Origin of the sequence: Pseudomonas brassicacearum (genome assembly GCF_003732225.1) — a bacterium.
GTDB lineage: Bacteria > Pseudomonadota > Gammaproteobacteria > Pseudomonadales > Pseudomonadaceae > Aquipseudomonas > Aquipseudomonas brassicacearum_E.
The window spans coordinates 24125-45829 of sequence record NZ_MOBJ01000009.1 but is presented as its reverse complement, the minus strand read 5'-3'; the positions used below and the strand labels follow the sequence as shown (position 1 = coordinate 45829).

Here is a 21705-nt window from a genome sequence, read left to right as displayed (position 1 = left end):
TTTGATCTTTACTTCTTCGCAGCAAACAACGCATCGAGCTTCTGCTCGAAGGTGTGGTAATCGATGCGATCGTAAAGCTCCATGCGGGTTTGCATGGTGTCGATGACGTTCTGTTGCGTACCGTCGCGGCGGATCGCGGTGTAGACGTTTTCCGCGGCTTTGTTCATGGCGCGGAAGGCCGACAGCGGATACAGCACCAGCGACACATCGGCGGCTCTCAGTTGCTCGACGGTGTACAGCGGCGTCGAGCCGAACTCGGTGATGTTGGCCAGGATCGGCGCTTTGACGCGGCTGGCGAACAGCTTGTACATCTCAAGCTCGGTGATGGCTTCCGGGAACACCATGTCGGCGCCGGCTTCAATACACGCCGCGGCGCGATCCAGTGCCGACTCCAGACCTTCCACCGCCAGAGCGTCGGTGCGGGCCATGATCACGAAGCTGTCATCGGTGCGCGCATCGACAGCGGCTTTGATCCGATCGACCATTTCCTGCTGGGAAACGATCTCTTTGTTCGGACGGTGACCGCAGCGCTTGGCGCCGACCTGGTCCTCGATGTGAATCGCCGCCGCGCCGAACTTGATCATCGACTTCACGGTGCGCGCGACGTTGAACGCCGAGGAACCAAAACCGGTGTCCACGTCCACCAACAACGGCAGATCGCAGACGTCGGTGATCCGGCGTACGTCGGTCAGCACATCATCGAGGCCGGTAATGCCCAAATCCGGCACACCGAGAGAACCGGCAGCGACCCCGCCACCGGACAGATAGATAGCCTTGAAACCGGCGCGCTTGGCCAGCAGCGCATGGTTGGCGTTGATCGCGCCGACCACTTGCAAAGGTTGCTCGCTGGCAACCGCATCGCGGAAACGCTGGCCTGGTGTGCTCTTGTTGGAACTCATGACTCACCTCGTGGAGTGGCTGTCTGATGGGCGCCGTCCTGATAGTGACGGGCGATATTACGTTTTGAAGCGCCGATGTGACGACGCATCAACAACTCGGCCAATTCACCGTCACGGTCGGCGATGGCATCGAGAATCCGGTGGTGCTCGGCGAACGCCTGGCGCGGCCGATTGGGCGTGGCGGAAAACTGGATGCGGTACATGCGCACCAATTGATAAAGCTCGCCGCAGAGCATTTGCGTCAGCGTGCGGTTGCCACTGCCCTGAATGATTCGGTAGTGAAAGTCGAAATCGCCTTCCTGCTGGTAATAACCGACACCTGCCTGAAACGCCGCATCGCGCTCGTGGGTTTCCAGCACCCGGCGCAGCTCATCGATTTCTTCGCTGGTCATGCGCTCGGCAGCCAGGCGACAGGCCATGCCTTCCAAAGACTCGCGAATTTCGTAGAGCTCAAGCAACTCGGCGTGGCTCAGCGACACCACCCTTGCCCCCACATGCGGGACGCGCACCAGCAGGCGCTGACCTTCCAGGCGATGGATTGCCTCACGTAACGGCCCACGGCTGATGCCGTAGGTGCGCGCCAGCTCAGGCTCGGAGATCTTGCTGCCCGGGGCGATCTCGCCTTTGACGATGGCCGCCTGAATGCGTCGGAAGACGTTTTCGGAAAGGGTTTCCGAATCGTCTGACGCCATCACCGGGGGATCGAGTTGATCCAGCATATTGTCGACACCTTGTAAGTCAATGCGCCAAAAACTAACCAATATCAGGCAATCAGTCAAAGGAAAAAGAGCTATTGTCGACAATCGTCTAATAAACGCCTTTGGTAAAACCTAAGTAAAGGACAGCCCCGCGGCTGGCGCCATAAAACCACCGTGCTAGAATGCCGCCCGCATTTGTCTGTCATGTTTTTATGGCAGGCACGAGAAGGAGCTTGTGCAGCAATGCCAGTCGCCTTGAACTGAAGAACGGACGGCACCGCGCCAGGATCTATGAGACTCAAGCCCTTCACCCTGTTGTTCTGCCTACTCTGCCTGCCGGGTCTCGCTATCGCGGGCGAAAAGACTGTGTACGGCCTCAACGAATACGCGCAGCTGGCAGGGATCGACCTGGAAGTCGCGGCCAAACTCGACACCGGGGCCAAAACCGCCTCGCTCAGTGCCCGCGACATCAAACGCTTCAAACGCAATGGCGAATCCTGGGTGCGCTTCTATCTGGCTATCGACACCGCCCACTCGCACCCGATCGAACGCCCTTTGGCACGCGTGAGCAAAATCAAACGCCGTGCCGGTGACTACGACCCCGATGAAGGCAAGCAGTACACCGCACGCCCGGTGATAGAGCTGGATATCTGCATGGGTACGGCGCTACGCAGCATAGAAGTGAACCTGACCGACCGTAGTGCATTCCAATACCCGCTCTTGATCGGCTCCGAAGCCTTGAAACGCTTTGATGCGCTGGTCGACCCCAGTCTTAAATACGCTGCTGGCAAACCTGCCTGCGCCACCGACGCACAAACCGCAGAGTAATACCCATGCGCTCTCTTACCCTCCACCTGAAAATCCTGATCGCCATATTGATGGTGCTAGGCATTTCAGTTACGGCCTATCAGATTTTCGTGCTGGGCATTCCGGTGACCGAAGACGCCACCGACGACTTGTGGAACATCGACGCCAAGGTCGAGTTCGTCGCCAGTGCCAAGGACCCGGTCAAGATCCAGATGTTCGTGCCACCGCTGAGCCGCGATTACGTCAGCCTCAATGAAAGTTTCATCTCCAACAACTATGGCGTTTCGGTCAACCGCGTCGACGGCAACCGCAAAGTCACCTGGTCGGCACGTCGGGCCAAGGGCAACCAGACGCTTTACTACCGCCTGGTGCTGACCAAGCGCTACACCGGTGAAAAATCCAAAGTCAAAGGCCCGACCTTCCGTGACAGCATCGCCGTCGAAGGCCCGGAAAAAATCGCCGCCGATGCCCTGCTCGCGCCGATTCGCCAACACTCGGCGGACGTTGAAACGTTCATCAGCGAAGCAATCAAACGGGTCAACAACACCAACGACGACAACGCCAAAATGCTCCTGGCAGGCGATCCTTCGCCCGCGCACAAGGCGAAAATCATCGAGCTGCTGCTGTCCATCGCCCACGTACCGATGGAAAAGGTCCACACCATCCGCCTGGTGGCCGATCAGCCGCAAATCCCGGAACTCTGGCTGCGCAGCTTCAATGGCACCGACTGGCTGTACTTCAACCCGGAAACCGGTGAGCAAGGCCTGCCGACTGACCGCCTGCTGTGGTGGACCGGCGATGACAACCTGATCACCGTCGAAGGCGGCAAGAAAGCCAACGTCACCTTCAGCCTGAACAACAGCGAAATGAACGCCATTCGCCTGGCCAAGCTGACCGACGAGAACACCGACGCCAGCTTCCTCGATTACTCGCTGTACGGCCTGCCGCTACAGACCCAGCAAACCTTCATGATCATGGTGATGATCCCGATCGGCGTGCTGGTGATCCTGATCCTGCGCAACCTGATCGGCTTGCAGACCCTGGGCACCTTTACTCCGGTACTGATCGCCCTGGCCTTCCGGGAAACCCAGCTGGGCTTCGGTATCGCGCTGTTTACGGTGATCACGGCGCTGGGCCTGTCCTTGCGCTCCTACCTTGAACACCTGAAACTGCAAATGTTGCCGAGGCTCTCGGTAGTACTGACCTTCGTCGTGGTGCTGATTGCCGCCATCAGCCTGTTCAGCCACAAACTGGGACTGGAGCGCGGTATGTCGGTGGCACTGTTCCCGATGGTGATTCTGACCATGACCATCGAACGCCTGTCGATCACCTGGGAAGAACGCGGCGCCGGCCATGCGCTGAAAGTCGCGATCGGCACGCTGTTCGCAGCATCCCTGGGACACCTGATCATGAGCATCCCGGAACTGATCTACTTCGTGTTCACCTTCCCGGCGATCCTGTTGGTCCTGGTGGGTTTCATGCTGGCCATGGGTCGTTATCGCGGCTACCGCCTGACCGAACTCATGCGCTTCAAAGCCTTCGTCAAGGCCGAGTCGTAATGTTCGGTTTCTGGAAGACCTGGAAGGCCCTGGAAGCCCGGGGCATCATGGGCATCAATCGGCGCAACGCGGACTACGTACTCAAGTACAACAAGCGCAGCCTGTACCCGATTGTCGATGACAAGATCATCACCAAGGAACGTGCGATCAAGGCCGGCATTCATGTGCCGGAAATGTACGGGGTGATCTCCACCGAAAAGGAAATCGACAAGCTCGGCGAGATCATCGGCAACCACAGCGACTTCGTGATCAAACCGGCGCAGGGTGCCGGCGGTGACGGCATCCTGGTGATCGCCGACCGCTTCGAAGGCCAGTACCGCACGGTTTCCGGAAAGATCATCAGCCATGAGGAAATCGAACATCAGATTTCCAGCATTCTGACCGGTCTGTATTCCCTGGGTGGTCACCGCGACCGTGCGCTGATCGAGTATCGGGTGATTCCCGACCAGATCTTCCAAAGCATCAGTTATGAAGGCGTGCCGGACATCCGCATCATCGTGCTGATGGGCTACCCGGTAATGGCCATGCTGCGTTTGCCAACCCGGCAGTCCAACGGCAAGGCCAACCTGCACCAGGGCGCCATCGGCGTCGGTGTCGACCTGGCCACCGGCCTGACCTTGCGCGGCACCTGGCTGAACAAATTCATCGCCAAACACCCGGACACCGCCAATCCGGTGGATGACGTGCAACTGCCCTACTGGGACGGTTTCATGAAACTTGCCGCCAGTTGTTATGAGCTGTGTGGCCTGGGCTACATTGGCGTCGACATGGTGCTGGACCAGGAGAAAGGCCCGCTGATTCTCGAACTCAACGCGCGGCCCGGGCTGAATATTCAGATTGCCAATGACTGCGGGTTGACCTTGCGTACTCATGCCGTCGAGGCACGACTGGAAGAGCTGAAGGCCAGAGGGATTACCGAAACGCCGCAAGAGCGGGTGGAGTTTGTTCAGCACATGTTCGGGCATATTCCCTCGGTTGATGGCTGATTCGAGATCGAGGCGCGCCCATCGTCGGAACGCCGCCCGGAGCAAGCTCGCTCCCACATTTAGATCTTTGGTGCGACACAGATCCAGTGTGGGAGCGAGCCTGCTCGCGATGGCGGCCTGACAGTCACCAAAGCCTTCAACCCTGCCTCCAACCTGCCAATCACCGACATCCCCTCTAGGAGCAACTCCCGCAGAGGACTACAATCGCCACCCCGCCTCGATGGCTGATCTGCCCCGCTCATGCTGACCTGTTCCGTATACCCGCTTCCCTATCGCGCCAACCCCGCCGAGTATTTCGCGGCAATTCGTCATGCCCCGGGCAGTGTGCTGCTCGACAGCGGCCGGCCGAGTGCCGAGCGCGGGCGTTATGACCTGCTCAGCGCCTGGCCGCTGACAACGCTGGCCGTTTCCCCTGACGAAAGTGGCAGCGCGTTCCTGCAACGCCTGCGCGACACGCTGGCCCGACTCGGCGATGCAGCGATACCAGAACCCTACGAGCTGCCGTTCGCGGGCGGCTTGATCGGCTACCTCAGTTACGATTTCGGTCGTCACCTGGAAGCCCTGCCCTCTCAGGCTCACGATGACCTGCAACTGCCCGACGCGCGCTTCGGCCTGTATGACTGGGCGCTGATCAGCGACCACTTGATCGGTAGCAGTCAGCTGGTGTTCCATCCAAACCTGATTGAAACCGAGCGCCAGCGTCTGATCGAACTGTTCAGCCAGCCCACGATTGCGTCCACCGGGACGTTCACCCTGAACGGCGCCATGAGCCCCGACCTCAGTGCCAGCGACTATCAGCAGGCGTTCGTGCGTATCCAGCAGTACATTCAGGCCGGCGACTGCTATCAGGTCAACTTTGCACAACGCTTCCGCGCGCAGTATCAGGGTGATCCGTGGGCCGCGTATTGCGCGTTGCGGGCAGCCTGCCCAACGCCGTTCTCCGGCTTCCAGAGCTTGCCCGAGGGCGGCGCAGTACTGAGCTTGTCGCCGGAGCGTTTCGTCAAAGTCAGCGACGGCCATGTGGAAACCCGGCCGATCAAAGGCACCCGGCCGCGCGGACAGAACGCCACCGAAGACGCAGCCAATGCCGCCGAACTGCTGGCCAGCCCCAAGGATCGCGCGGAAAACCTGATGATCGTCGACCTGTTGCGTAACGATCTGGGCCGCACCTGCCGCATTGGCTCGGTGCGCGTGCCAGAGTTGTTCAGCCTGGAAAGCTACCCGAACGTGCATCACCTGGTGAGCAGCGTCACCGGCGAATTGGCTGACAACAAAGACGCCCTGGATCTGATCGCCGGCAGCTTCCCCGGCGGCTCGATCACCGGCGCGCCGAAGATCCGTGCCATGCAGATCATCGACGAACTGGAACCGACCCGCCGTGGTTTGTACTGTGGCTCGTTGCTGTATCTGGACGTACGCGGAGAGATGGACAGCTCGATCGCCATCCGCAGCTTGCTGGTCAAGGATGGTCAGGTCTGCTGCTGGGGGGGTGGAGGGATCGTCGCCGATTCGGACTGGCAGGCCGAGTATCAGGAGTCGATCACCAAGGTGAAGGTGTTGCTGGAAACCCTGCAAAACCTGTAACCCAGTGTATTGCCCCCGTAGGGGCGGGTGTTTACAGGTTCAATTCGCGGTTCGAGGCCTTGAGGAATTCCTGCTTCAACTCGGTGAAGGTATGCACCGCCGGAAACTGCGGGAATTCGCGGATCACGTTGTCTGGCGCGTGGAACAGGATCCCTGCGTCCGCCTCGCCCAGCATGCTGGTGTCGTTGTACGAATCACCGGCCGCGATCACCCGATAGTAGAGGCTCTTGAAGGACAATACCGACTGACGCTTGGGATCTTTCTGACGCAGTTGATAGCCCGTCACCCGCCCCGTGTCATCCGTAATCAGACGATGGCAGAGCAAGGTCGGGAAGCCCAGTTGACGCATCAGCGGCTGGGAAAACTCGTAGAACGTGTCGGAAAGAATCACCACCTGGAAACGCTCGCGCAGCCAGTTGACGAACTCGATGGCACCGTCCAGTGGCTTCAGGGTGGCGATCACTTCCTGAATGTCGGACAGCTTCAGGCCGTGCTCGTCGAGGATGCGCAGGCGCTGCTGCATCAGCACGTCGTAATCGGGAATATCCCGGGTGGTTGCCTTGAGGGATTCAATCCCGGTTTTTTCGGCAAAGGCGATCCAGATTTCCGGGACCAGGACACCTTCCAGATCGAGACAGGCAATTTCCACAAGACACTCCCATTTGTACTGATTATTGAGTTGAGCGAGCAAAAGGACTGCCGAACTCTAGCGAGTCGTACCGACCGACGCAACGCAGACGAGCGCCCCTGTCGCCTCGGGTTTTTGCTACCATCGCCACTATATAGAGCGCTTAGCGCCACCGACCTGTAGGAAACCGCCCTGATGAGCCCATCGTTCGACGTCGCTGAACTCGCCGCGACCTATGCCACCAAATCCGCCCAGGACATTCTCAAACTGGCTTTTGCCGAGTTCGGGGATGATCTCTGGATCTCCTTCAGCGGCGCCGAAGACGTGGTGCTGGTGGACATGGCCTGGAAGATCAACAAAAACGTCAAAGTCTTCAGCCTCGACACCGGACGCCTGCACCCGGAAACCTATCGCTTCATCGATCAGGTGCGCGAGCACTACAAGATCGAGATTGAACTGGTCTCGCCGGACCATACAAAGCTCGAACCGTTCGTCAAGGAAAAAGGCCTGTTCAGCTTCTACAAGGACGGCCATGGCGAATGCTGCGGCATCCGCAAGATCGAACCGCTGCGTCGCAAACTGTCCACCGTCAGCGCCTGGGCCACCGGCCAGCGCCGCGACCAGAGCCCGGGCACCCGCAGCCAGGTTGCCGTACTGGAAGTCGACAGCGCGTTCTCGACGCCGGAACGCACCCTGTACAAATTCAACCCGCTGGCACAAATGACCAGCGAAGAGATCTGGGGCTACATCCGCATGCTGGAACTGCCGTACAACAGCCTGCATGAGCGCGGCTTCATCAGCATTGGCTGCGAGCCGTGCACCCGCCCGGTGCTGCCGAACCAGCACGAGCGCGAAGGTCGCTGGTGGTGGGAAGAAGCCACCCAGAAAGAATGCGGCTTGCACGCGGGCAACATCATCCAGAAAGCCTGATCCCCTGCCCTGCAAAATCCCCTGTGGGAGCGAGCTTGCTCCGGGCGGCGTTCCGACGATAGCGGTGTAACAATCAACATCAATGTTGAATGTCAGTCCGTCATCGCGAGCAAGCTCGCTCCCACAGGATCTGCACTCGGCCAGGAGACCTGCTCAGACAGCGCTGAATCGCTGCGCCAATTGCTGCTCGGCGAATTGCTCGATGATGAAATCAACGAACGCCCGTGTCTTGCCCGGCAGCAGCTTGTGTTCGGCGTAGTAGATCGAGATGTTGCCATCATCGACGTACCAGTCCGGCAGCACGCGCTGCAAAGTACCGGCATTCAGGTAACCAACGGCGAACGGCATGCTCACCAGCGCGATACCCAAGCCTTGCACGGCGGTGGCGCAAGCGGCTTCGGAGTCACTCATGGTCATCCGCGCCTTGAGGTTCAGCGGGCTGTGTTCCTGACGACGACTGGTCAGTTGCCAGGAGCGCACGCGACCCGTCTGCGGTGAACGAATCAGAATCCCGTCGCAGTCACTTAAATCATCCGGTTCACGAATCGCCTCGCGTTGCGCCAGATAATCCCTGGACGCCACCAACACCCGGTGAGCCGGCGTCAGCTTGCGCGCGACCACGCCTTGCGGCAGTTCAAAGCCGCCACCAATCGCCGCGTCGAAGCCTTGGCCGATCAGATCGACCTGGCGGTTATCGAAATGCCAATCCGGGTTGATCGCCGGAAAACGCCGCAGAAACTCGCCCAGCAGCGGCACGATGTACAGCCGCCCAAACACCGTGCCCATGCTGACTTTCAGCGTCCCGGCCGGACGTCCTTCGGCGCTGGCCAAATTGGCCACGGCATTTTGAATGGTGTGCAGACTGGCACTGACTTCACCGAGAAACAGCTGACCGGCTTCGGTCAAGGTCAGGCTGCGCGTGCTGCGCTGAAACAGCCGCACACCCAGGCGCGCCTCAAGCTTGGCGACACTTTTGCCCACCGCTGCCGGAGTCAGGCTCAGGCGCCGCGCGGCTTCGGCAAAGCTGCCGACCTCGGCGCTGCGGACGAAGCATTCGATACTACTGAAGGTTTCCATGGTCGCCACTATAAACTTTTGGTTTACACAGACTATAGTAATTACCGTCTACACAGCGGGTAATCCGAGGCCGATACTCGGCTCCAACAACAAGGCAGTCCGCCTTGTACTTTTGGAGAACGACATGACCACTCAAAATCTCAGCGGTAAAGTAGCGCTCATCCAGGGCGGCTCCCGCGGCATCGGCGCCGCCATCGTCAAACGCCTGGCCGCTGAAGGCGCAGCGGTTGCCTTCACTTACGTCAGCTCCGCCGCCAAGGCTGAAGAGTTGCAGAACAGCATCACCGCTTCCGGCGGCAAAGCTCTGGCGATCAAAGCCGACAGCGCTGATGCAGTCGCCATTCGCAACGCCGTCAACGCCACCGTCAAAACCTTTGGCCGGTTGGATATTCTGGTCAACAACGCAGGTGTGCTGGCCGTTGCCCCACTTGAAGATTTCAAACTCGAAGACTTCGACCAAACCCTGGCGATCAACGTACGCAGTGTGTTCATCGCGACTCAAGAGGCCGCCAAACACATGACCGAAGGCGGTCGCATCATCAACATCGGCAGCACCAACGCCGACCGCATGCCCTTCGCCGGTGGCGGCCCTTACGCCATGAGCAAGGCGGCGCTGGTCGGCCTGACCAAAGGCCTGTCCCGCGACCTGGGCCCGCGGGGTATCACCATCAATAACGTGCAGCCTGGCCCGGTCGATACCGACATGAACCCGGCCCACGGTGAGTTCGCCGAGAGCCTGATCCCGCTGATGGCCGTTGGTCGTTATGGCACCGCCTCCGAGATCGCCAGTTTCGTTGCTTACCTGGTCGGCCCGGAAGCCGGCTACATCACCGGTGCCAGCCTTAGCATCGACGGTGGTTTTGGCGCCTGATTCACCGCCCTCGCACCGTAAAAACAAAACGCCGGGTAACCTTTGATCAGGTTGCCCGGCATTTTGTTGTTCCGCGTTTGCCCGTTATCTCAGCTCGAGTGCCGGCAAGCCGTACGCGTGCGGCTGGAAGGCCTTTAACGTGCGAAGAATGCTGTCGGCATGCGCATACTTTTCATCAGCCATGGCCGCATCCGGCACAGCAATCGCAGTCATCCCCGCGGCTTTTGCCGCAGTAACGCCAAACGGCGAATCTTCAAACACCAGGCAATCCTGCGGCGCCACACCCAGACGTCGCGCGGCGGTGAGGAAGATATCCGGCGCTGGTTTCGCCGCGCCCACCTCAGGGTCATCAGCAGTCACGATGGTGTCGAACAGCGCAAACCAATCGCCATGCAACGTGGTTTTCTGCCCGAAGGACTGACTCGAAGAACTCGTGCCCACGGCAATCGGAATGTTGTTCGCTTTCAGATGCTGAACCAGTTCCTGCGCACCTGGCATCGCCAGCGCACGCGGAAAGCGTTCACGCATCAAAGGTTCGCGGATCAGCAGAAACTCCTCGGCGCTGATCGGCAGGTCCAGCGCCTCGACGACATAGCGCGCCAGATCGCCAGCACCGCGGCCGATGATGTTCTGCTTGATGTTCCAGTCGAAGGTTCGGCCGTAGCGTTCGGCAATGATTTGCGTGACCTCGGTGTAAATGCCCTCGGTATCGAGCAGCAAACCATCCATATCGAAAATCACGGCCTTGATCGGGCCGAAGTCGAGCGGTGCATTCATCGCATCTGATCCGTTATCAACACAACATTCCGGGAGGCGGCTCAGGTACGGCCAGTGCCTTGATCGATCAAAGAGGGATCGATTAAAGGGTTCAGCAGCATAGCGAGCGCGGTTCACATGCAGCAACTATTTGCCGCTCCCACGCGTCGATCACGGCCTAGGGTATGGAGTGAGCGCAAGGAAAGCGTACACGGTTACTTATAGAAATATAAGAAAATCATTGCATAACTTATGGAAGACTTATTAAGATCTCATGAACGAAATCTACTGGACCCGCAAAGCCGTAAAGCAACTGCTCAGAGTACACACGGAGCACCGGGCCCAAATCCGCGATGCCGTAACGCAGCTGGAGCGCATGCCCGACGCAATCAACGTCAAGGCGCTGGCCCTGCACAATTGCGGGTATCGCCTGAGAGTGGGTAGCTACCGGGTTCTGTTTGACTGGGACGGCTCGGTCCAGGTGGTCAGCATTCAAGAGGTCAAAAAACGTGACGAACGCACCTACTGACATACAAATCATCAACGGCCCGGACGGCGAACCGGCCTTTGTGGTCATCCCCTACCAGCAGTATGTCGCTCAACACGGCGGCACCGAGCTGATTCCTCATCAAGTGGTCAGTCGTATCGTCGACGGTGCCACCCCAATCCGCGCCTGGCGCGAACACTTGAACCTGACGCAGGAGGAAGTGGCAAAGCGGATGGGGATTTCACAACCTGCGTTCGCCCAGCAGGAGGCGGTGAACAAACCACGCCGCACCACTCGGGAAAAGATCGCCATGGCGTTCGGGATCAGGGCTGATCAGCTGGAGTTGTGAAGTCAGAGTCATTGCCGGCTGTGGGCTCAGGTAGCGCACTAGCATGGGGTGCTAGGGGTCGAGTGCCCCAGAATGAAAAAACCCGGCAATTAGCCGGGCTGTTTCAAATCGTACCGCTGGAATCAGTGCCCTTACTTGCCCATGAGCGCACCGCCCGCTGCGCCGCCAAGGCCTGCACCGATGGCGGAGCCGGTCTTGCCGCCCAGCGAGTTGCCGATGACCGAACCACCCGCCGCGCCTACACCACCGCCGATTGCAGCTTTGGCTCGGTGACCTTTGCGTGCGCCGGCAGCACTGCCTGCCGCGCCTGCAACGCCCGCACCAATCGCCGCGCCGGTGCTGCCACCGAGCTTCTGACCGACCACATTACCCAGCGCACCGCCCAGGCCGCCGCCGAGCGCTGCGGAGCCATCACCAGCCATTGCGCCTTGAGCGACCAGAAGACCCAGAACCAGAGCAGGCAAAGTTAAACGCATGACATGAACCTCAAAAAGGGTGCTGAACAGTAATAAATTGGATGCTGTAAAAGGCAGCCGGATCAGTCAATGAACCAGCTCAACCCTCCCGAGCGCGAAGGTTGGACAGTTTATACGCAAAGAGTTTTATCGCAGACAAAAAAAAGCCCGCGGGGAGACGGGCTAATGGAATTGCTTTTTAACGGATGAGCTGAGCCTACTGGCGTGCGTGTGAAAGAAGCGTGAAATAAACACCCAACGATCAGTAACTTTGATACCGCGTATGACGCGTCTCTAGACCGTCACCAATCACCTGCCATACGTCCAGGCAGCACTCACAAAAAACCCCGCTCAATGGCGGGGTCGGCACACTTTTCGGTTACTTGCGTACAGGCGCTGCGACCTTCGGCATAAACGGTTTTGCGATGGTTTTTGTCACCGCTGGAAGCCTGGCCTTGCCCGGCTTGGTCGGCGTTTCACCAAACCCAGCCACATAATCCGTCTGGCCACACTGCACACAATTGTTGATCGGGTACTCAGCGCCATCATCTTCAATGTAAGGATTGCTCATCTAATCAGTCCCTCCAGACAGATCGATACCGGCAAGCAACTGATTGCCTAAAAAAAATACCGACCTTCAAGGGTTTTGAGACTAGCCGGTCATTCCCAGACCAATGATTCAAATGCGAAACACCCGACGAACGGCCAGGAAAACTCCATGACCTCACCAACCTCTTTCCGACAGATAAAACGCCAATCAGCTTACTTGAGCTTCACCGCCGTCCCGGTCACAAACACCACCAGCATGCTGCCCCTGCCTGAGGGCATACTGATTTCGAAGTCCACCCCGACCACCGCGTCCGCCTGAAGGCTGTGCGCACGCTCCTTGAGCTCATCCGTTGCCTGGGCGCGAGCCTCCTTCAACGCCCTTTCCAGCGTCTGGGAACGCCCACCGAAGAAATCCCGCATCCCGGCAAACATATCCCGCACTACGTTGATGCCCTGCACGGATTCGGCGCTGACGATGTCCAGGTACGCTGCGATTTGGCGGCCCTCGATGGATTGAGTAGTGGTCATGATCATGTGGCATTCCTTTATTGACTGGGTATCAGCCCTGCTGCTGGCTGAAGCTGGAGAGACGTACATACTAAGAATTGTTGCCATCCGGGTTCAGCTGGTGGTTTTGGTGTTGGGCACGCAGGAGGTTGTATGACGGTATTTTTACTGCTGTACCTGTGCACTGACGCCTCCCGCACCGACTGCCAGGTGATACCCGTCGAACACTGGGTACAGGCGAACGCTTACAAGCAATGCATCGCTGCCGCCAAGAAGCTAACGGTAGATCTCACGGCCAAAAATCGTAAGACCAATTACTTTGTCTGTGAAACTCAAGTCAGCCAGTGATAGTCAATGAGGGCAGCTTTATTTTTGGAAGTCGTAGCCGCTATTTCAGGAACACGTCGCTAACCCGTCCCGACTGATACACCCCATTCCCACCAGCGCCGCTTCAACCGCCTCATCCAAAGGTGTATGCGGCTCGTGTCCCAGCACTTCAATCAATCGCGCATTGTCCATCTGCACCGGTGTGCGCCACAAATAACGCATCTCCAGCACTTCGCGGAACGTGACGACAAAGGGCGAAGCCACTTTCAACAACCACCATGGGAACGCGGTTACACGCGGTTCCTTGCCCGTGTGTTGATAGACAACACGCTGGATAGCACGGTTCATCCGAGTACCGTCAGTGTCCAGATGACCGGCCATATGAAAACTTTCAAAGGCGTCGAGTGTGGTGCGACGCTCCAGCAACTCGACCATGGTCCGCGCAACATCCGGCAGGTAGGCCCATTGGTGAGCCACGCCCCGCTCACCTGGATAACTCAGCACTTTGACGGGCTTTCCCGGCTTGATCAGCCCTTGGGAAAACCAGTTGTTGCCGGCTCTGGGCCCAAAAAAATCTCCGGCGCGAACGATCAGCGCACGAGCGCCATTGCCGGCAGCGTTGCGCAGACGCTGTTCCATCTCCACCCGAATAGCGCCTTTTCGGGTTTGCGGATGCTGTGGTGAATTCTCTCGCAGGACCGGAAAGGCATCAGGACCAAAGTTATAAACCGTGCCGGGCAGCACGATGGTTGCCCCTTCGACCAGGGCCGCTGCGATGGAGTTATCGAGCATCGGCAACACCAGCTCCGACCATCGACGATAGCCTGGCGGATTGACCGCATGAACGATCACCGAGCAACCCTTCGCAGCCTCGATAACATCCTGCCGATTCAACGCATCACCACGCAGCCAGGTGATACCCGATGGTTGATCAATGCCGTTTTCAAGATGACGCGTTAGCGCACAAACCTCCCAGCCGGCGCCTCTCAATTGACTCGCCACTTCCCTGCCAATCCCTCCTGTCGCTCCCAGTACCAGCGCCTTGTTGCTGTTCATACCCGACACCTCAAGGTTATAGAGGGCTTGATCGTGGGCGAATGGGCGCTATAGATAAATTGCCGAAGATCGGCGTGACGCTATACATTTATGCATGGCATCGAATATTGGTTGGGAGCTCTATCGATCTTTCCTGGGTGTACTCAACGAAGGATCGCTGTCGGGCGCGGCGCGCTTGCTCGGCATTACACAGCCAACGGTCGGTCGGCACATCGCCGCGCTCGAAAAGGCGCTGGGTGTTGCCTTGTTTACACGCTCACAAACAGGACTGATGCCCACCGAAGTGGCACTGACCCTGCGCGCCCACGCACACACCATGGAAAGTACAGCGGCCGCCATCGAGCGAGCAGCTTCAAGCCGGGGCACGGCAGTACAGGGGATTGTCCGTATTTCAGCCAGCGACGTTATTGGCGTCGAGGTGTTGCCACCCATCATCGCGCGGCTTCGCCAACAGCACCCGGCGTTGAAAGTAGAACTCGTACTGACTAACCGAGTGGTGGATCTCTTGCAGCTCGAAGCCGACATCGCCGTGCGCATGATGCGCCCCCGTCAAGAGCAGCTTGTGGCACGCCGGATCGGTCAAATCGAACTTGGGCTGCATGCGCGCACCGAGTACTTGAGCCAACATGGAATACCGCGCGACCTCAACGAACTGGCCGGCCATTCGATCATCGGTTACGACCAACCGAACGCCTTTATCCGCAGTATCGGAAAATCCATCAACGACATTGACCGTAAGCTCTTCTCACTGAGCAGCGACAGCGATCTCGCACAGTTAGCGCTGATACGAGCAGGAGCGGGCATCGGTGTCTGCCAGGTTCCGCTGGCCAAGCGTGACGTTGCACTGCAACGTGTGCTGACGAGTTCGTTTTCGCTGGGAATGGAAACCTGGGTCACCATGCACGAGGACTTGCGCAACAGCCCGCGATGCCGAACGACCTTCGACGCGTTGGTTGAAGGGTTGCAGCACTATACCGATCAGGATGCTCTGGGTGATTGAGTTGCCAAAGGGAGGTGGCTTATCAGGCGCTGCTTTTGAAATGGGAGAGTTGTCTGTGAATGCGGGCATTACTGGCGCGCTTCAAATCGCAACTGGCAAAGCCTGCTCGCGCAGGATTCACCAGCCTTCAGCACTTCATCAAACGGCTTAAGCTTTAGTGTTGATAAGCTCGCCGGTTATCTGCCCATTGCCATTCACAACGCCAGTAGCTGGCGCCTTGGACGGCGTTGCAGCGCCTACGTGGTGGTGATGCTGTTTTTGCATCAATAGCTGAGCTTGATGATCACCATGCCCAGCTTCTTGAGCGGTTTGTGCAGCGGTTTCGGTTGCTTCTTTCAATGCCGCCGCAACGTTGCTGGCAACGGTGGTGGAGCTTGTGGATGCAGTTGCCTGATCCGCTTGCGCCTTGGGCTGACTTTGGGCAGAACTGAGCCCGTTAATAGTCACTGGGTTGGAAGCCGAGATTGCTCCGATGGACATAGGTAACTCCTGAATGAGTGGATTGCACACGCGTGAATCGTTAATGCGATTTGCGCCAACGTTACCCTTTGAGTCCTGCCCTTTGCCTGGTCCTCCTCACTGTCAGCCATGGCGCCGCAGAGCTTGGATTTCGGGTTGTAGGGTTACCGTCGGATAAAGGTGAAAACTTCATGGTATTCAGGAATAAAAATCCAAAAGTGCCTCATTGAGGTAGCGCCTTTGACAAATACTACCGTTACAATTTGACACTTATTCACTCCGCACAGACCAAAGTCCATGACTGAAGACTTCGAAGTCCCTAGCCCGCACGAAAAGCATCTGGAACACGCTACCGAACACGCCCAGGCCCGTGGGGACAGTTTCGCCAGCAAGATCGCGGTGATGACGGCGATCATGGCGACCATCGGCGCCATGCTCAGCTACCAGGCGGGCTCTACGGAAAGCGAAGCGGCAATGGACAAAAACAACGCCGCCATCAAGAAAACCGAAGCCTCCAACCAATGGAATTACTACCAGGCTAAATCCAGCCGACAAAACCTGTCTGAACTGGCGATTCACATCCCTGGCCTCGATGCCGCGCACTACACCGCCGAAGCGCAACGCTACAAAACTGAAAAAGAAGCGGTGCGCAAGCAGGCAGAGATACTCGAAGCGGAAGCTCGCGAGTGGGATGAAAAATCAGAATTGGTATTGCACCAGCATCATCGCTGGGCCCAGGCAATGACAGCGATTCAGATTGCCATTTCGCTGGCGGCAATCACCTTGTTGACGCGCAAGGAGTGGCTGAAAAGGGTCGCGTACAGTGCCGCGGGCGTTAGCGTAGTGCTGGGTTCGCTGGCGTGGTTACATATATAAGCTTTTGGCGGGGGGGCGACATCAAGTCATCGCTCCTCCACCTTGCCTCTTGTTGAACAGGCACAAGCAATCAATACATAACCGTGACCAGGACGGACAGCCAAAGCAGCACAACACCCGACGCAAATGCTCGTCTGGCTGGCAAAACCCTCTCCAGCGTTTCATCCTCGACAGGTGTTGTGGCGATCCAGGTCACCGCTCCGAGCATCGCGAATCCACCCAGAGCCAACACCACCACGAGGATTTCGTGCCAGCGCCACGGGTGAGGTTCATGCACGCCCCAGTAGCCGAGAAACGCCATGCCCATGGCAAACATCGTCGCAGAGGCGGAGCAAAGCCCCACGATTGAACCTACTGGTGCGCGCATCCGGCATCACTCCAACGTCGATTCATAAGGTATGAATTACAAACAGTCGTGCACCGACTTCATCAGCGCGCGGGACTTGGCCCACGGCGGGCCTTGATACAGCGATATGCGACTCCCATTCTTGTACTTCACGATATCCAGCGTCTCATCGGCAGTCACAACGCTTGGCGCAGTGATCCTGTAGCCGTTAGCTATCGCAGCCTGAGTGGTTTTAGGGATCTCGCGCTGCCAGGCCGGCAAAACGCACTGGGCATAGTCTTTGGGCGCCTTGGCAGTGATCTCGCTGACATTCGGTTCACCTGGCACCAGGGACGCCGGTAAAGAGCACCCCGCCAACGCCGCAACAGCAAGCGCGCCTATCAAAATTCGCATAATTGTTCCCTGCAATAAAATGTGGCAAATGTAACGCGGGCCCGAGTAGACATCCAGTGTAATTAGGGGGTCAGCAGTGCAACACACTGTTGCAGAATTGAGCACGAATCTATCGAAAGGGAACGTTTGCGCGCGCCTCTGAAAGTCGACCCTGAGGATATTTGGCGCGCACCGCCGAACTCGACTTTAATTTTACTGATGCACCCAAGAGTTTCTTCACGACACTCACTACCGGGAGCCCAGTCATGAACACCCCTTTATTTGCACTGGTCGCCGTGTTGTCTGCGGTGGCTGGATGCAGCTCTGATTCACAGGTCTATCGAGAGCAACCGCTGGTCGCAAAGGTCGAGATGGGCATGAGCAAGGATCAGGTCCAGCAAATCGGCGGTAAGCCTTTATCGATCAGTGATCGCACCGTCGAACCCGGCACCTGCTTTGACTATATGCTCACGCAGGCTGGCCAGAGGCATACGTTTAATGTCAGCTTCGACAGGACCGGCAAGGTAGACCATAAGAGCTTTATGACGTGCGCGGAATGGAGTCGCGCGCAGCAAAAGGCCAGAGAGCCGTCCGGCAGTATGGGAGGCATGGGCGGTGGTGGTGGTTATTAGTGCAGCGGTCATGCCGGCCTATACCCGCGTAACGGCTGGCCGGCCAAGGAGTCTGAAATGAAGTGCGCTTTATTTACCCTGATAACTCTGCTGTTTTGCTCATCGGCCATGGCGTTACCGCCCGATGGGGAAGCGCTTTTCCAGGAGAACTGCAGTGCCTGCCATGGACCTCGAGGCATGGGGGGCTCGGCACCTAAATTGGCGGGAGATGCCAGCGAGTGGAAAGCAAAGGTATTTGAGCGGGCCGTATTGAACGGTGTCGACGACCATGGAAAGCCCCTGAAAGCCCCCATGCCACACTGGAGCGGGGCCAGCTTCAAAGCTGATAACGGCGCAAAACCCGGCAAGCTTGAAGTGGACGCAATACAGCAATACCTACACAAGCAAAAATGACGCACAACCTTCGGCCGGACGCTTGAGCGGCGCCGGCCTTTTAGATTCTGGTCCTACCTGATTCTGTGCAATCCCCGCCGTTCATGAGTGGCCTTGAGATCGTGTCGAATCTCGCCGATGAGCTTGGTTATCGCCAGATTGCCACTCAGGCTGGAAGCAGGAATCCCTGTCACCAGCAACTCCACTCGGCCTGTGACTGGCTCGAAAATCTGAGCTTGCAGCGATCCGCCGGGGTCAACTCGACATTGGCAGGAAAGAGGCAGGAATGCTGATTCGATGAGGTGACGCAACTCGAGCGTAGATAACATGATGACCCCGTTCAGGGCAGGAGCCAGCCAAGGTGCTCTTGCTTGATGGTGTTGTGGGTCCAGAAGCATTAACGCCTGAACACCGCCCCTCAAACCACTTGGCGGGGGTGACGGCAGTTCCAGTCTACGCCTTGAGTAGCCGTCTGTTAGACCGTTTCGGAGTGTGTGGTTGGGGAAACCGGCCTTGTAGGGCTTGGTAAGACGGTATATTTTTTTGGAGTGGGCAAGCGTCCGGGATGCTCGCAGCCCACCTCCGGTCATTACCAAGAGGAGAGGTGAAAATGGCCAACTCCGTGAAGAAAATGCCGATCCATACCGAAGACAAAGCCAGTCAGCACCCGGTAACGACTGACCTTTGGCGCCCCCTGGAAAAACTGCGGCAACAGGTCGATCACCTGTTCGAAGACTTCAATCGAGGCTCAGGATTGTCGCCGTTCAGCCGCGGACTGTTTGATGTCGAGCCGTTCTGGCGGCGGGAATTTATCGGTCGCGGCTTACCTGCCGTGGATATTGCCGAGAAGGAAAAAAGCTTCGAAATCACTGCCGAATTACCCGGCATGGATCAGAAGAACATCGAGATCAAACTGTCCAACGGAAGCCTGATCATCAAAGGCGAAAAGAGAGAGGACAAGGAAGAGAGCAGAAAGGGCTATCACCTTTCCGAGCGTCACTACGGTTCCTTCGAGCGGGTGTTCAACCTGCCAAAAGGGGTTGATGCCGACAAGATTGAAGCAAAATTCAGCAACGGTGTGCTGAGCCTATCGCTGCCGAAAAAGCCCGAAGCCATAAAACCGGAAAAGATCGTGCCGATCAAAACCGAATGAGCCGGTGACAGCCCCGCCCCTTGCCGGGAAACGGCAAGGGGCTTTTCATTGTAGTGAGCAAGGGCGACGCGCACCTGTAGACGGTTACCTGCACTGTCGTCATTCAAAAATCAAAACGAGCATATGGCCAGAATGGCCGGAACCTCAGCCGAAAAAATCTCAACGATGTAAAAAAACTAGAATACGCTAAACGCTACTACCCAAGGATGACGGCAGACATCAATGCTAATAAAAAAGGCCTCAATTTTTGCCACTGAGTGGACGGATGCCAAACTGAAGGTCGGTCATGTAGTCCTTTTCGTTGCAGTCGTATGCATCTCATTGATAGCGATAAGCATCTGGGGCGTATTCAGCTCCCTGGAGTACCACCTGCACGACAAAGAAACCGAGATGTCAAATCTTTCCAAGACGCTATCATCCAACATTGAGGCCACTCTAACTCAGGCCGACACAGTGCTTTTAGGCGTTAAGGAGCGTCTGGAAGCTGAAGGTGAAGATACGGAAAATTTAAAAAGGTTGGGTGAACTGCTTAAAGTACAACAAAAGCGTCTACCTCAAATACATGGCTTCTTTATCTATGATGAACAAGGGCGCTGGTTACTTAACTCAAACGGCATACTCCCCGTCGGCGCAAACAACTCAGACCGCGACTACTTCATTTACCATCGCGACCACCCCGACTCTGGCCCTTATCTTGGCCCTTCAATACGCAGCCGCTCGACCAATGAATGGATAATGACCATATCTCGCAGGATCAACCATCCTGACGGGAGTTTTGCCGGGGTAACGATTGCTACCATTTATCTTAATTATTTTCTCAGCCTCTACGACGACGTAGACATGGGAACAAACGGAATCATCAATTTAGTGACATCACGCGGCAATATTCTGGTACGCAAACCATTTCACGACTCAGACATCGGTATTAACATATCAACGGGTGAAGTGTTCGCCCTGCTAAAGCCTGATGTCAATTCTGGCACTGCAACCATAAGGTCGTTTATAGACGGCGTGGAGCGGGTCATCGGTTTTCGACGCGTTGATGGATACCCGCTGGTAGTCATCGCGGCCTTTGACAGAAATGAACTCCTCGCGGACTGGCGAAGCGAGTCTCTTGCCAGCTTAATCATATCCTCCATACTGCTGATAATCCTTAGCATTATAGGTTATCGACTGATCAAACTGATGAGCCAGCAAATTCAAGCGCAAAGAGAGTTACAGGCCTCCCAAAAGAACTATATCGAAGTAAACAAAGCACTTGGATTAATGGCACTCGAAGACGGGCTTACAAAAATTGCCAACCGCCGTCATTTTGACTTATTTATAGAAGCTGAAATTAGCCGAAAGAAACGCAAGTTAGACGGCACCGCGCTCATCATGATCGACATTGACTTCTTCAAAGACTACAACGACCACTACGGACACGTACAGGGTGACGAGTGCCTGAAGACGGTGGCGGCAATAATTAAAAACCATGTCAACCGGGTCGGCGATCTTGCCGCCCGATACGGTGGAGAAGAATTTGCCATTGTGCTCTCAAATACAGATTATGTTGGCGCTTTCCTGCTGGCTGAAAAGATACGATTCGATCTAGAAAAAATTAAAATAGAACACATCAAGTCTCCGCTGGGAGTGATCACTATCAGCATTGGCATTAGCGCACTCTCTGAAGAGGAAATTGGCACTCCCGAAAACCTGGTGGATACCGCCGACAAAGCGCTATACATCGCCAAGTCCAACGGGAGAAACAGGACCATTATTTCAAATTAATATTGATCGGTTTGAAGGGATTAGAAAAGCTTGATCAACACCGCAGTGACGGCGGCCACCGTGCCGATCAGGCCAGCCTCGGCATTCAGCTTGCGCTGCTCAGCCATCAGCTTGACGATTTCCACGTGAACCTTTTCCAGTTCGGCGTGTTGCAGGGTCAGCTCCTGCATAACATTCGTCCTTTCGGGTGGCGGGTCGGG

At 57.0% G+C, this 21705-nt stretch carries 29 protein-coding genes; 15 read left to right on the top strand and 14 right to left on the bottom strand.

Annotated features, from left to right (window positions below):
• Positions 1 to 8: 8 nt before the first annotated feature.
• Entirely contained in the window at positions 9 to 899 is an 891-nt protein-coding gene (prpB, locus tag BK659_RS13785; RefSeq protein ID WP_123425616.1) for a methylisocitrate lyase, read from the bottom strand.
• Positions 896 to 1618 carry a GntR family transcriptional regulator gene (locus BK659_RS13780; protein WP_123425615.1) on the bottom strand — a complete coding sequence of 241 codons (723 nt, stop codon included), beginning with the start codon at positions 1616 to 1618 and terminating at the stop codon, positions 896 to 898. Before BK659_RS13780 ends, prpB begins: the two co-directional genes overlap by 4 nt.
• 270 nt (positions 1619 to 1888) lie before the next feature.
• Here BK659_RS13780 and rloA point away from each other — a divergent pair, with 270 nt between their 5' ends.
• The 4 genes from rloA to pabB all read left to right on the top strand — a co-directional run bounded on the left by rloA (position 1889) and on the right by pabB (position 6533).
• Positions 1889 to 2425, top strand: coding sequence for a retropepsin-like aspartic peptidase RloA (rloA, locus tag BK659_RS13775; RefSeq protein ID WP_123425614.1), 537 nt, complete (start codon positions 1889 to 1891; stop codon positions 2423 to 2425).
• A 5-nt stretch (positions 2426 to 2430) separates the two neighbouring features.
• Entirely contained in the window at positions 2431 to 3963 is a 1533-nt protein-coding gene (gene rloB / locus BK659_RS13770; RefSeq protein ID WP_123425613.1) for an osmotic stress tolerance membrane protein RloB, read from the top strand.
• Positions 3963 to 4949 carry an alpha-L-glutamate ligase-like protein gene (locus BK659_RS13765; protein ID WP_123425612.1) on the top strand — a complete coding sequence of 329 codons (987 nt, stop codon included), beginning with the start codon at positions 3963 to 3965 and terminating at the stop codon, positions 4947 to 4949. Before rloB ends, BK659_RS13765 begins: the two co-directional genes overlap by 1 nt.
• A gap of 240 nt (positions 4950 to 5189) precedes the next feature.
• Positions 5190 to 6533: an aminodeoxychorismate synthase component I gene (gene pabB, locus BK659_RS13760; RefSeq protein WP_123425611.1), complete on the top strand. Its 1344-nt coding sequence runs from the start codon at positions 5190 to 5192 to the stop codon at positions 6531 to 6533.
• 31 nt (positions 6534 to 6564) lie between these two features.
• On the opposite strand, the gene thrH is transcribed toward pabB, so the two are convergent.
• Entirely contained in the window at positions 6565 to 7182 is a 618-nt protein-coding gene (gene thrH, locus BK659_RS13755; protein ID WP_123425610.1) for a bifunctional phosphoserine phosphatase/homoserine phosphotransferase ThrH, read from the bottom strand.
• A gap of 174 nt (positions 7183 to 7356) precedes the next feature.
• On the opposite strand from thrH, the gene BK659_RS13750 reads away from it, so the two are divergent.
• Complete coding sequence (locus BK659_RS13750) at positions 7357 to 8091, top strand: phosphoadenylyl-sulfate reductase (protein ID WP_123425609.1); 735 nt, start codon at positions 7357 to 7359, stop codon at positions 8089 to 8091.
• Between the two features lie 153 nt (positions 8092 to 8244).
• Here the strand turns inward: BK659_RS13750 and BK659_RS13745 are convergent, their stop codons facing one another.
• Positions 8245 to 9168, bottom strand: coding sequence for a LysR family transcriptional regulator (locus BK659_RS13745; protein ID WP_123425608.1), 924 nt, complete (start codon positions 9166 to 9168; stop codon positions 8245 to 8247).
• 124 nt (positions 9169 to 9292) lie between these two features.
• Between BK659_RS13745 and BK659_RS13740 the strand changes: the two genes are divergently transcribed.
• Positions 9293 to 10039: a 3-oxoacyl-ACP reductase family protein gene (locus BK659_RS13740; RefSeq protein WP_123425607.1), complete on the top strand. Its 747-nt coding sequence runs from the start codon at positions 9293 to 9295 to the stop codon at positions 10037 to 10039.
• A gap of 84 nt (positions 10040 to 10123) precedes the next feature.
• On the opposite strand, the gene BK659_RS13735 is transcribed toward BK659_RS13740, so the two are convergent.
• Positions 10124 to 10816 carry an HAD-IA family hydrolase gene (locus tag BK659_RS13735; protein WP_123425606.1) on the bottom strand — a complete coding sequence of 231 codons (693 nt, stop codon included), beginning with the start codon at positions 10814 to 10816 and terminating at the stop codon, positions 10124 to 10126.
• Positions 10817 to 11069: 253 nt separating this feature from the next.
• Between BK659_RS13735 and BK659_RS13730 the strand changes: the two genes are divergently transcribed.
• On the top strand, positions 11070 to 11324 hold the full coding sequence (locus tag BK659_RS13730) for a type II toxin-antitoxin system RelE family toxin (RefSeq protein WP_019689430.1): 255 nt from the start codon (positions 11070 to 11072) through the stop codon (positions 11322 to 11324).
• A complete protein-coding gene (locus BK659_RS13725; protein WP_123425605.1) occupies positions 11305 to 11631 on the top strand; it encodes a helix-turn-helix domain-containing protein in 327 nt (108 codons plus the stop codon). Before BK659_RS13730 ends, BK659_RS13725 begins: the two co-directional genes overlap by 20 nt.
• 131 nt (positions 11632 to 11762) lie before the next feature.
• Here BK659_RS13725 and BK659_RS13720 read toward each other — a convergent pair whose 3' ends face one another.
• From BK659_RS13720 to BK659_RS13710, 3 genes are all read right to left on the bottom strand, one after another.
• Complete coding sequence (locus BK659_RS13720) at positions 11763 to 12107, bottom strand: hypothetical protein (RefSeq protein WP_019689428.1); 345 nt, start codon at positions 12105 to 12107, stop codon at positions 11763 to 11765.
• Between the two features lie 358 nt (positions 12108 to 12465).
• On the bottom strand, positions 12466 to 12657 hold the full coding sequence (locus BK659_RS13715; protein WP_123425604.1) for a hypothetical protein: 192 nt from the start codon (positions 12655 to 12657) through the stop codon (positions 12466 to 12468).
• A gap of 191 nt (positions 12658 to 12848) precedes the next feature.
• Positions 12849 to 13169 (bottom strand): YbjQ family protein, encoded by a 321-nt coding sequence (locus BK659_RS13710; RefSeq protein ID WP_123425603.1) that lies wholly within the window; start codon positions 13167 to 13169, stop codon positions 12849 to 12851.
• 126 nt (positions 13170 to 13295) lie between these two features.
• On the opposite strand from BK659_RS13710, the gene BK659_RS13705 reads away from it, so the two are divergent.
• Positions 13296 to 13490 carry a hypothetical protein gene (locus BK659_RS13705; RefSeq protein WP_123425602.1) on the top strand — a complete coding sequence of 65 codons (195 nt, stop codon included), beginning with the start codon at positions 13296 to 13298 and terminating at the stop codon, positions 13488 to 13490.
• Between the two features lie 45 nt (positions 13491 to 13535).
• Here the strand turns inward: BK659_RS13705 and BK659_RS13700 are convergent, their stop codons facing one another.
• On the bottom strand, positions 13536 to 14525 hold the full coding sequence (locus tag BK659_RS13700) for an SDR family oxidoreductase (protein WP_123425601.1): 990 nt from the start codon (positions 14523 to 14525) through the stop codon (positions 13536 to 13538).
• A 94-nt stretch (positions 14526 to 14619) separates the two neighbouring features.
• Between BK659_RS13700 and BK659_RS13695 the strand changes: the two genes are divergently transcribed.
• Positions 14620 to 15525 (top strand): LysR family transcriptional regulator, encoded by a 906-nt coding sequence (locus tag BK659_RS13695; protein WP_123425600.1) that lies wholly within the window; start codon positions 14620 to 14622, stop codon positions 15523 to 15525.
• Positions 15526 to 15672: 147 nt separating this feature from the next.
• Here the strand turns inward: BK659_RS13695 and BK659_RS13690 are convergent, their stop codons facing one another.
• Positions 15673 to 16005: a hypothetical protein gene (locus BK659_RS13690; RefSeq protein WP_123425599.1), complete on the bottom strand. Its 333-nt coding sequence runs from the start codon at positions 16003 to 16005 to the stop codon at positions 15673 to 15675.
• A gap of 276 nt (positions 16006 to 16281) precedes the next feature.
• Between BK659_RS13690 and BK659_RS13685 the strand changes: the two genes are divergently transcribed.
• Positions 16282 to 16860, top strand: a complete 579-nt coding sequence (locus BK659_RS13685) for a DUF4337 domain-containing protein (RefSeq protein ID WP_123425598.1) — start codon at positions 16282 to 16284, stop codon at positions 16858 to 16860.
• A 70-nt stretch (positions 16861 to 16930) separates the two neighbouring features.
• Here the strand turns inward: BK659_RS13685 and BK659_RS13680 are convergent, their stop codons facing one another.
• Positions 16931 to 17227 (bottom strand): hypothetical protein, encoded by a 297-nt coding sequence (locus tag BK659_RS13680; RefSeq protein ID WP_123425597.1) that lies wholly within the window; start codon positions 17225 to 17227, stop codon positions 16931 to 16933.
• A 36-nt stretch (positions 17228 to 17263) separates the two neighbouring features.
• Entirely contained in the window at positions 17264 to 17599 is a 336-nt protein-coding gene (locus tag BK659_RS13675) for a hypothetical protein (protein WP_123425596.1), read from the bottom strand.
• A 245-nt stretch (positions 17600 to 17844) separates the two neighbouring features.
• Here BK659_RS13675 and osmE point away from each other — a divergent pair, with 245 nt between their 5' ends.
• Both osmE and BK659_RS13665 read left to right on the top strand, forming a co-directional pair.
• Positions 17845 to 18210: an osmotically-inducible lipoprotein OsmE gene (osmE, locus tag BK659_RS13670; protein WP_123425595.1), complete on the top strand. Its 366-nt coding sequence runs from the start codon at positions 17845 to 17847 to the stop codon at positions 18208 to 18210.
• Positions 18211 to 18267: 57 nt separating this feature from the next.
• Positions 18268 to 18603 carry a c-type cytochrome gene (locus BK659_RS13665; RefSeq protein ID WP_123425594.1) on the top strand — a complete coding sequence of 112 codons (336 nt, stop codon included), beginning with the start codon at positions 18268 to 18270 and terminating at the stop codon, positions 18601 to 18603.
• Between the two features lie 53 nt (positions 18604 to 18656).
• Here BK659_RS13665 and BK659_RS13660 read toward each other — a convergent pair whose 3' ends face one another.
• Positions 18657 to 18911, bottom strand: a complete 255-nt coding sequence (locus BK659_RS13660) for a DUF1652 domain-containing protein (RefSeq protein WP_123426079.1) — start codon at positions 18909 to 18911, stop codon at positions 18657 to 18659.
• A 281-nt stretch (positions 18912 to 19192) separates the two neighbouring features.
• On the opposite strand from BK659_RS13660, the gene BK659_RS13655 reads away from it, so the two are divergent.
• Both BK659_RS13655 and BK659_RS13650 read left to right on the top strand, forming a co-directional pair.
• The gene (locus BK659_RS13655) at positions 19193 to 19735 is read left to right on the top strand and encodes an Hsp20/alpha crystallin family protein (RefSeq protein ID WP_123425593.1); all 543 of its coding nucleotides are present in this window, start codon (positions 19193 to 19195) and stop codon (positions 19733 to 19735) included.
• A gap of 222 nt (positions 19736 to 19957) precedes the next feature.
• Positions 19958 to 21505: a sensor domain-containing diguanylate cyclase gene (locus tag BK659_RS13650; RefSeq protein ID WP_123425592.1), complete on the top strand. Its 1548-nt coding sequence runs from the start codon at positions 19958 to 19960 to the stop codon at positions 21503 to 21505.
• Positions 21506 to 21525: 20 nt separating this feature from the next.
• Here BK659_RS13650 and BK659_RS27755 read toward each other — a convergent pair whose 3' ends face one another.
• Positions 21526 to 21675, bottom strand: a complete 150-nt coding sequence (locus BK659_RS27755; protein WP_185015402.1) for a hypothetical protein — start codon at positions 21673 to 21675, stop codon at positions 21526 to 21528.
• Between the last annotated feature and the right edge of the window lie 30 nt (positions 21676 to 21705).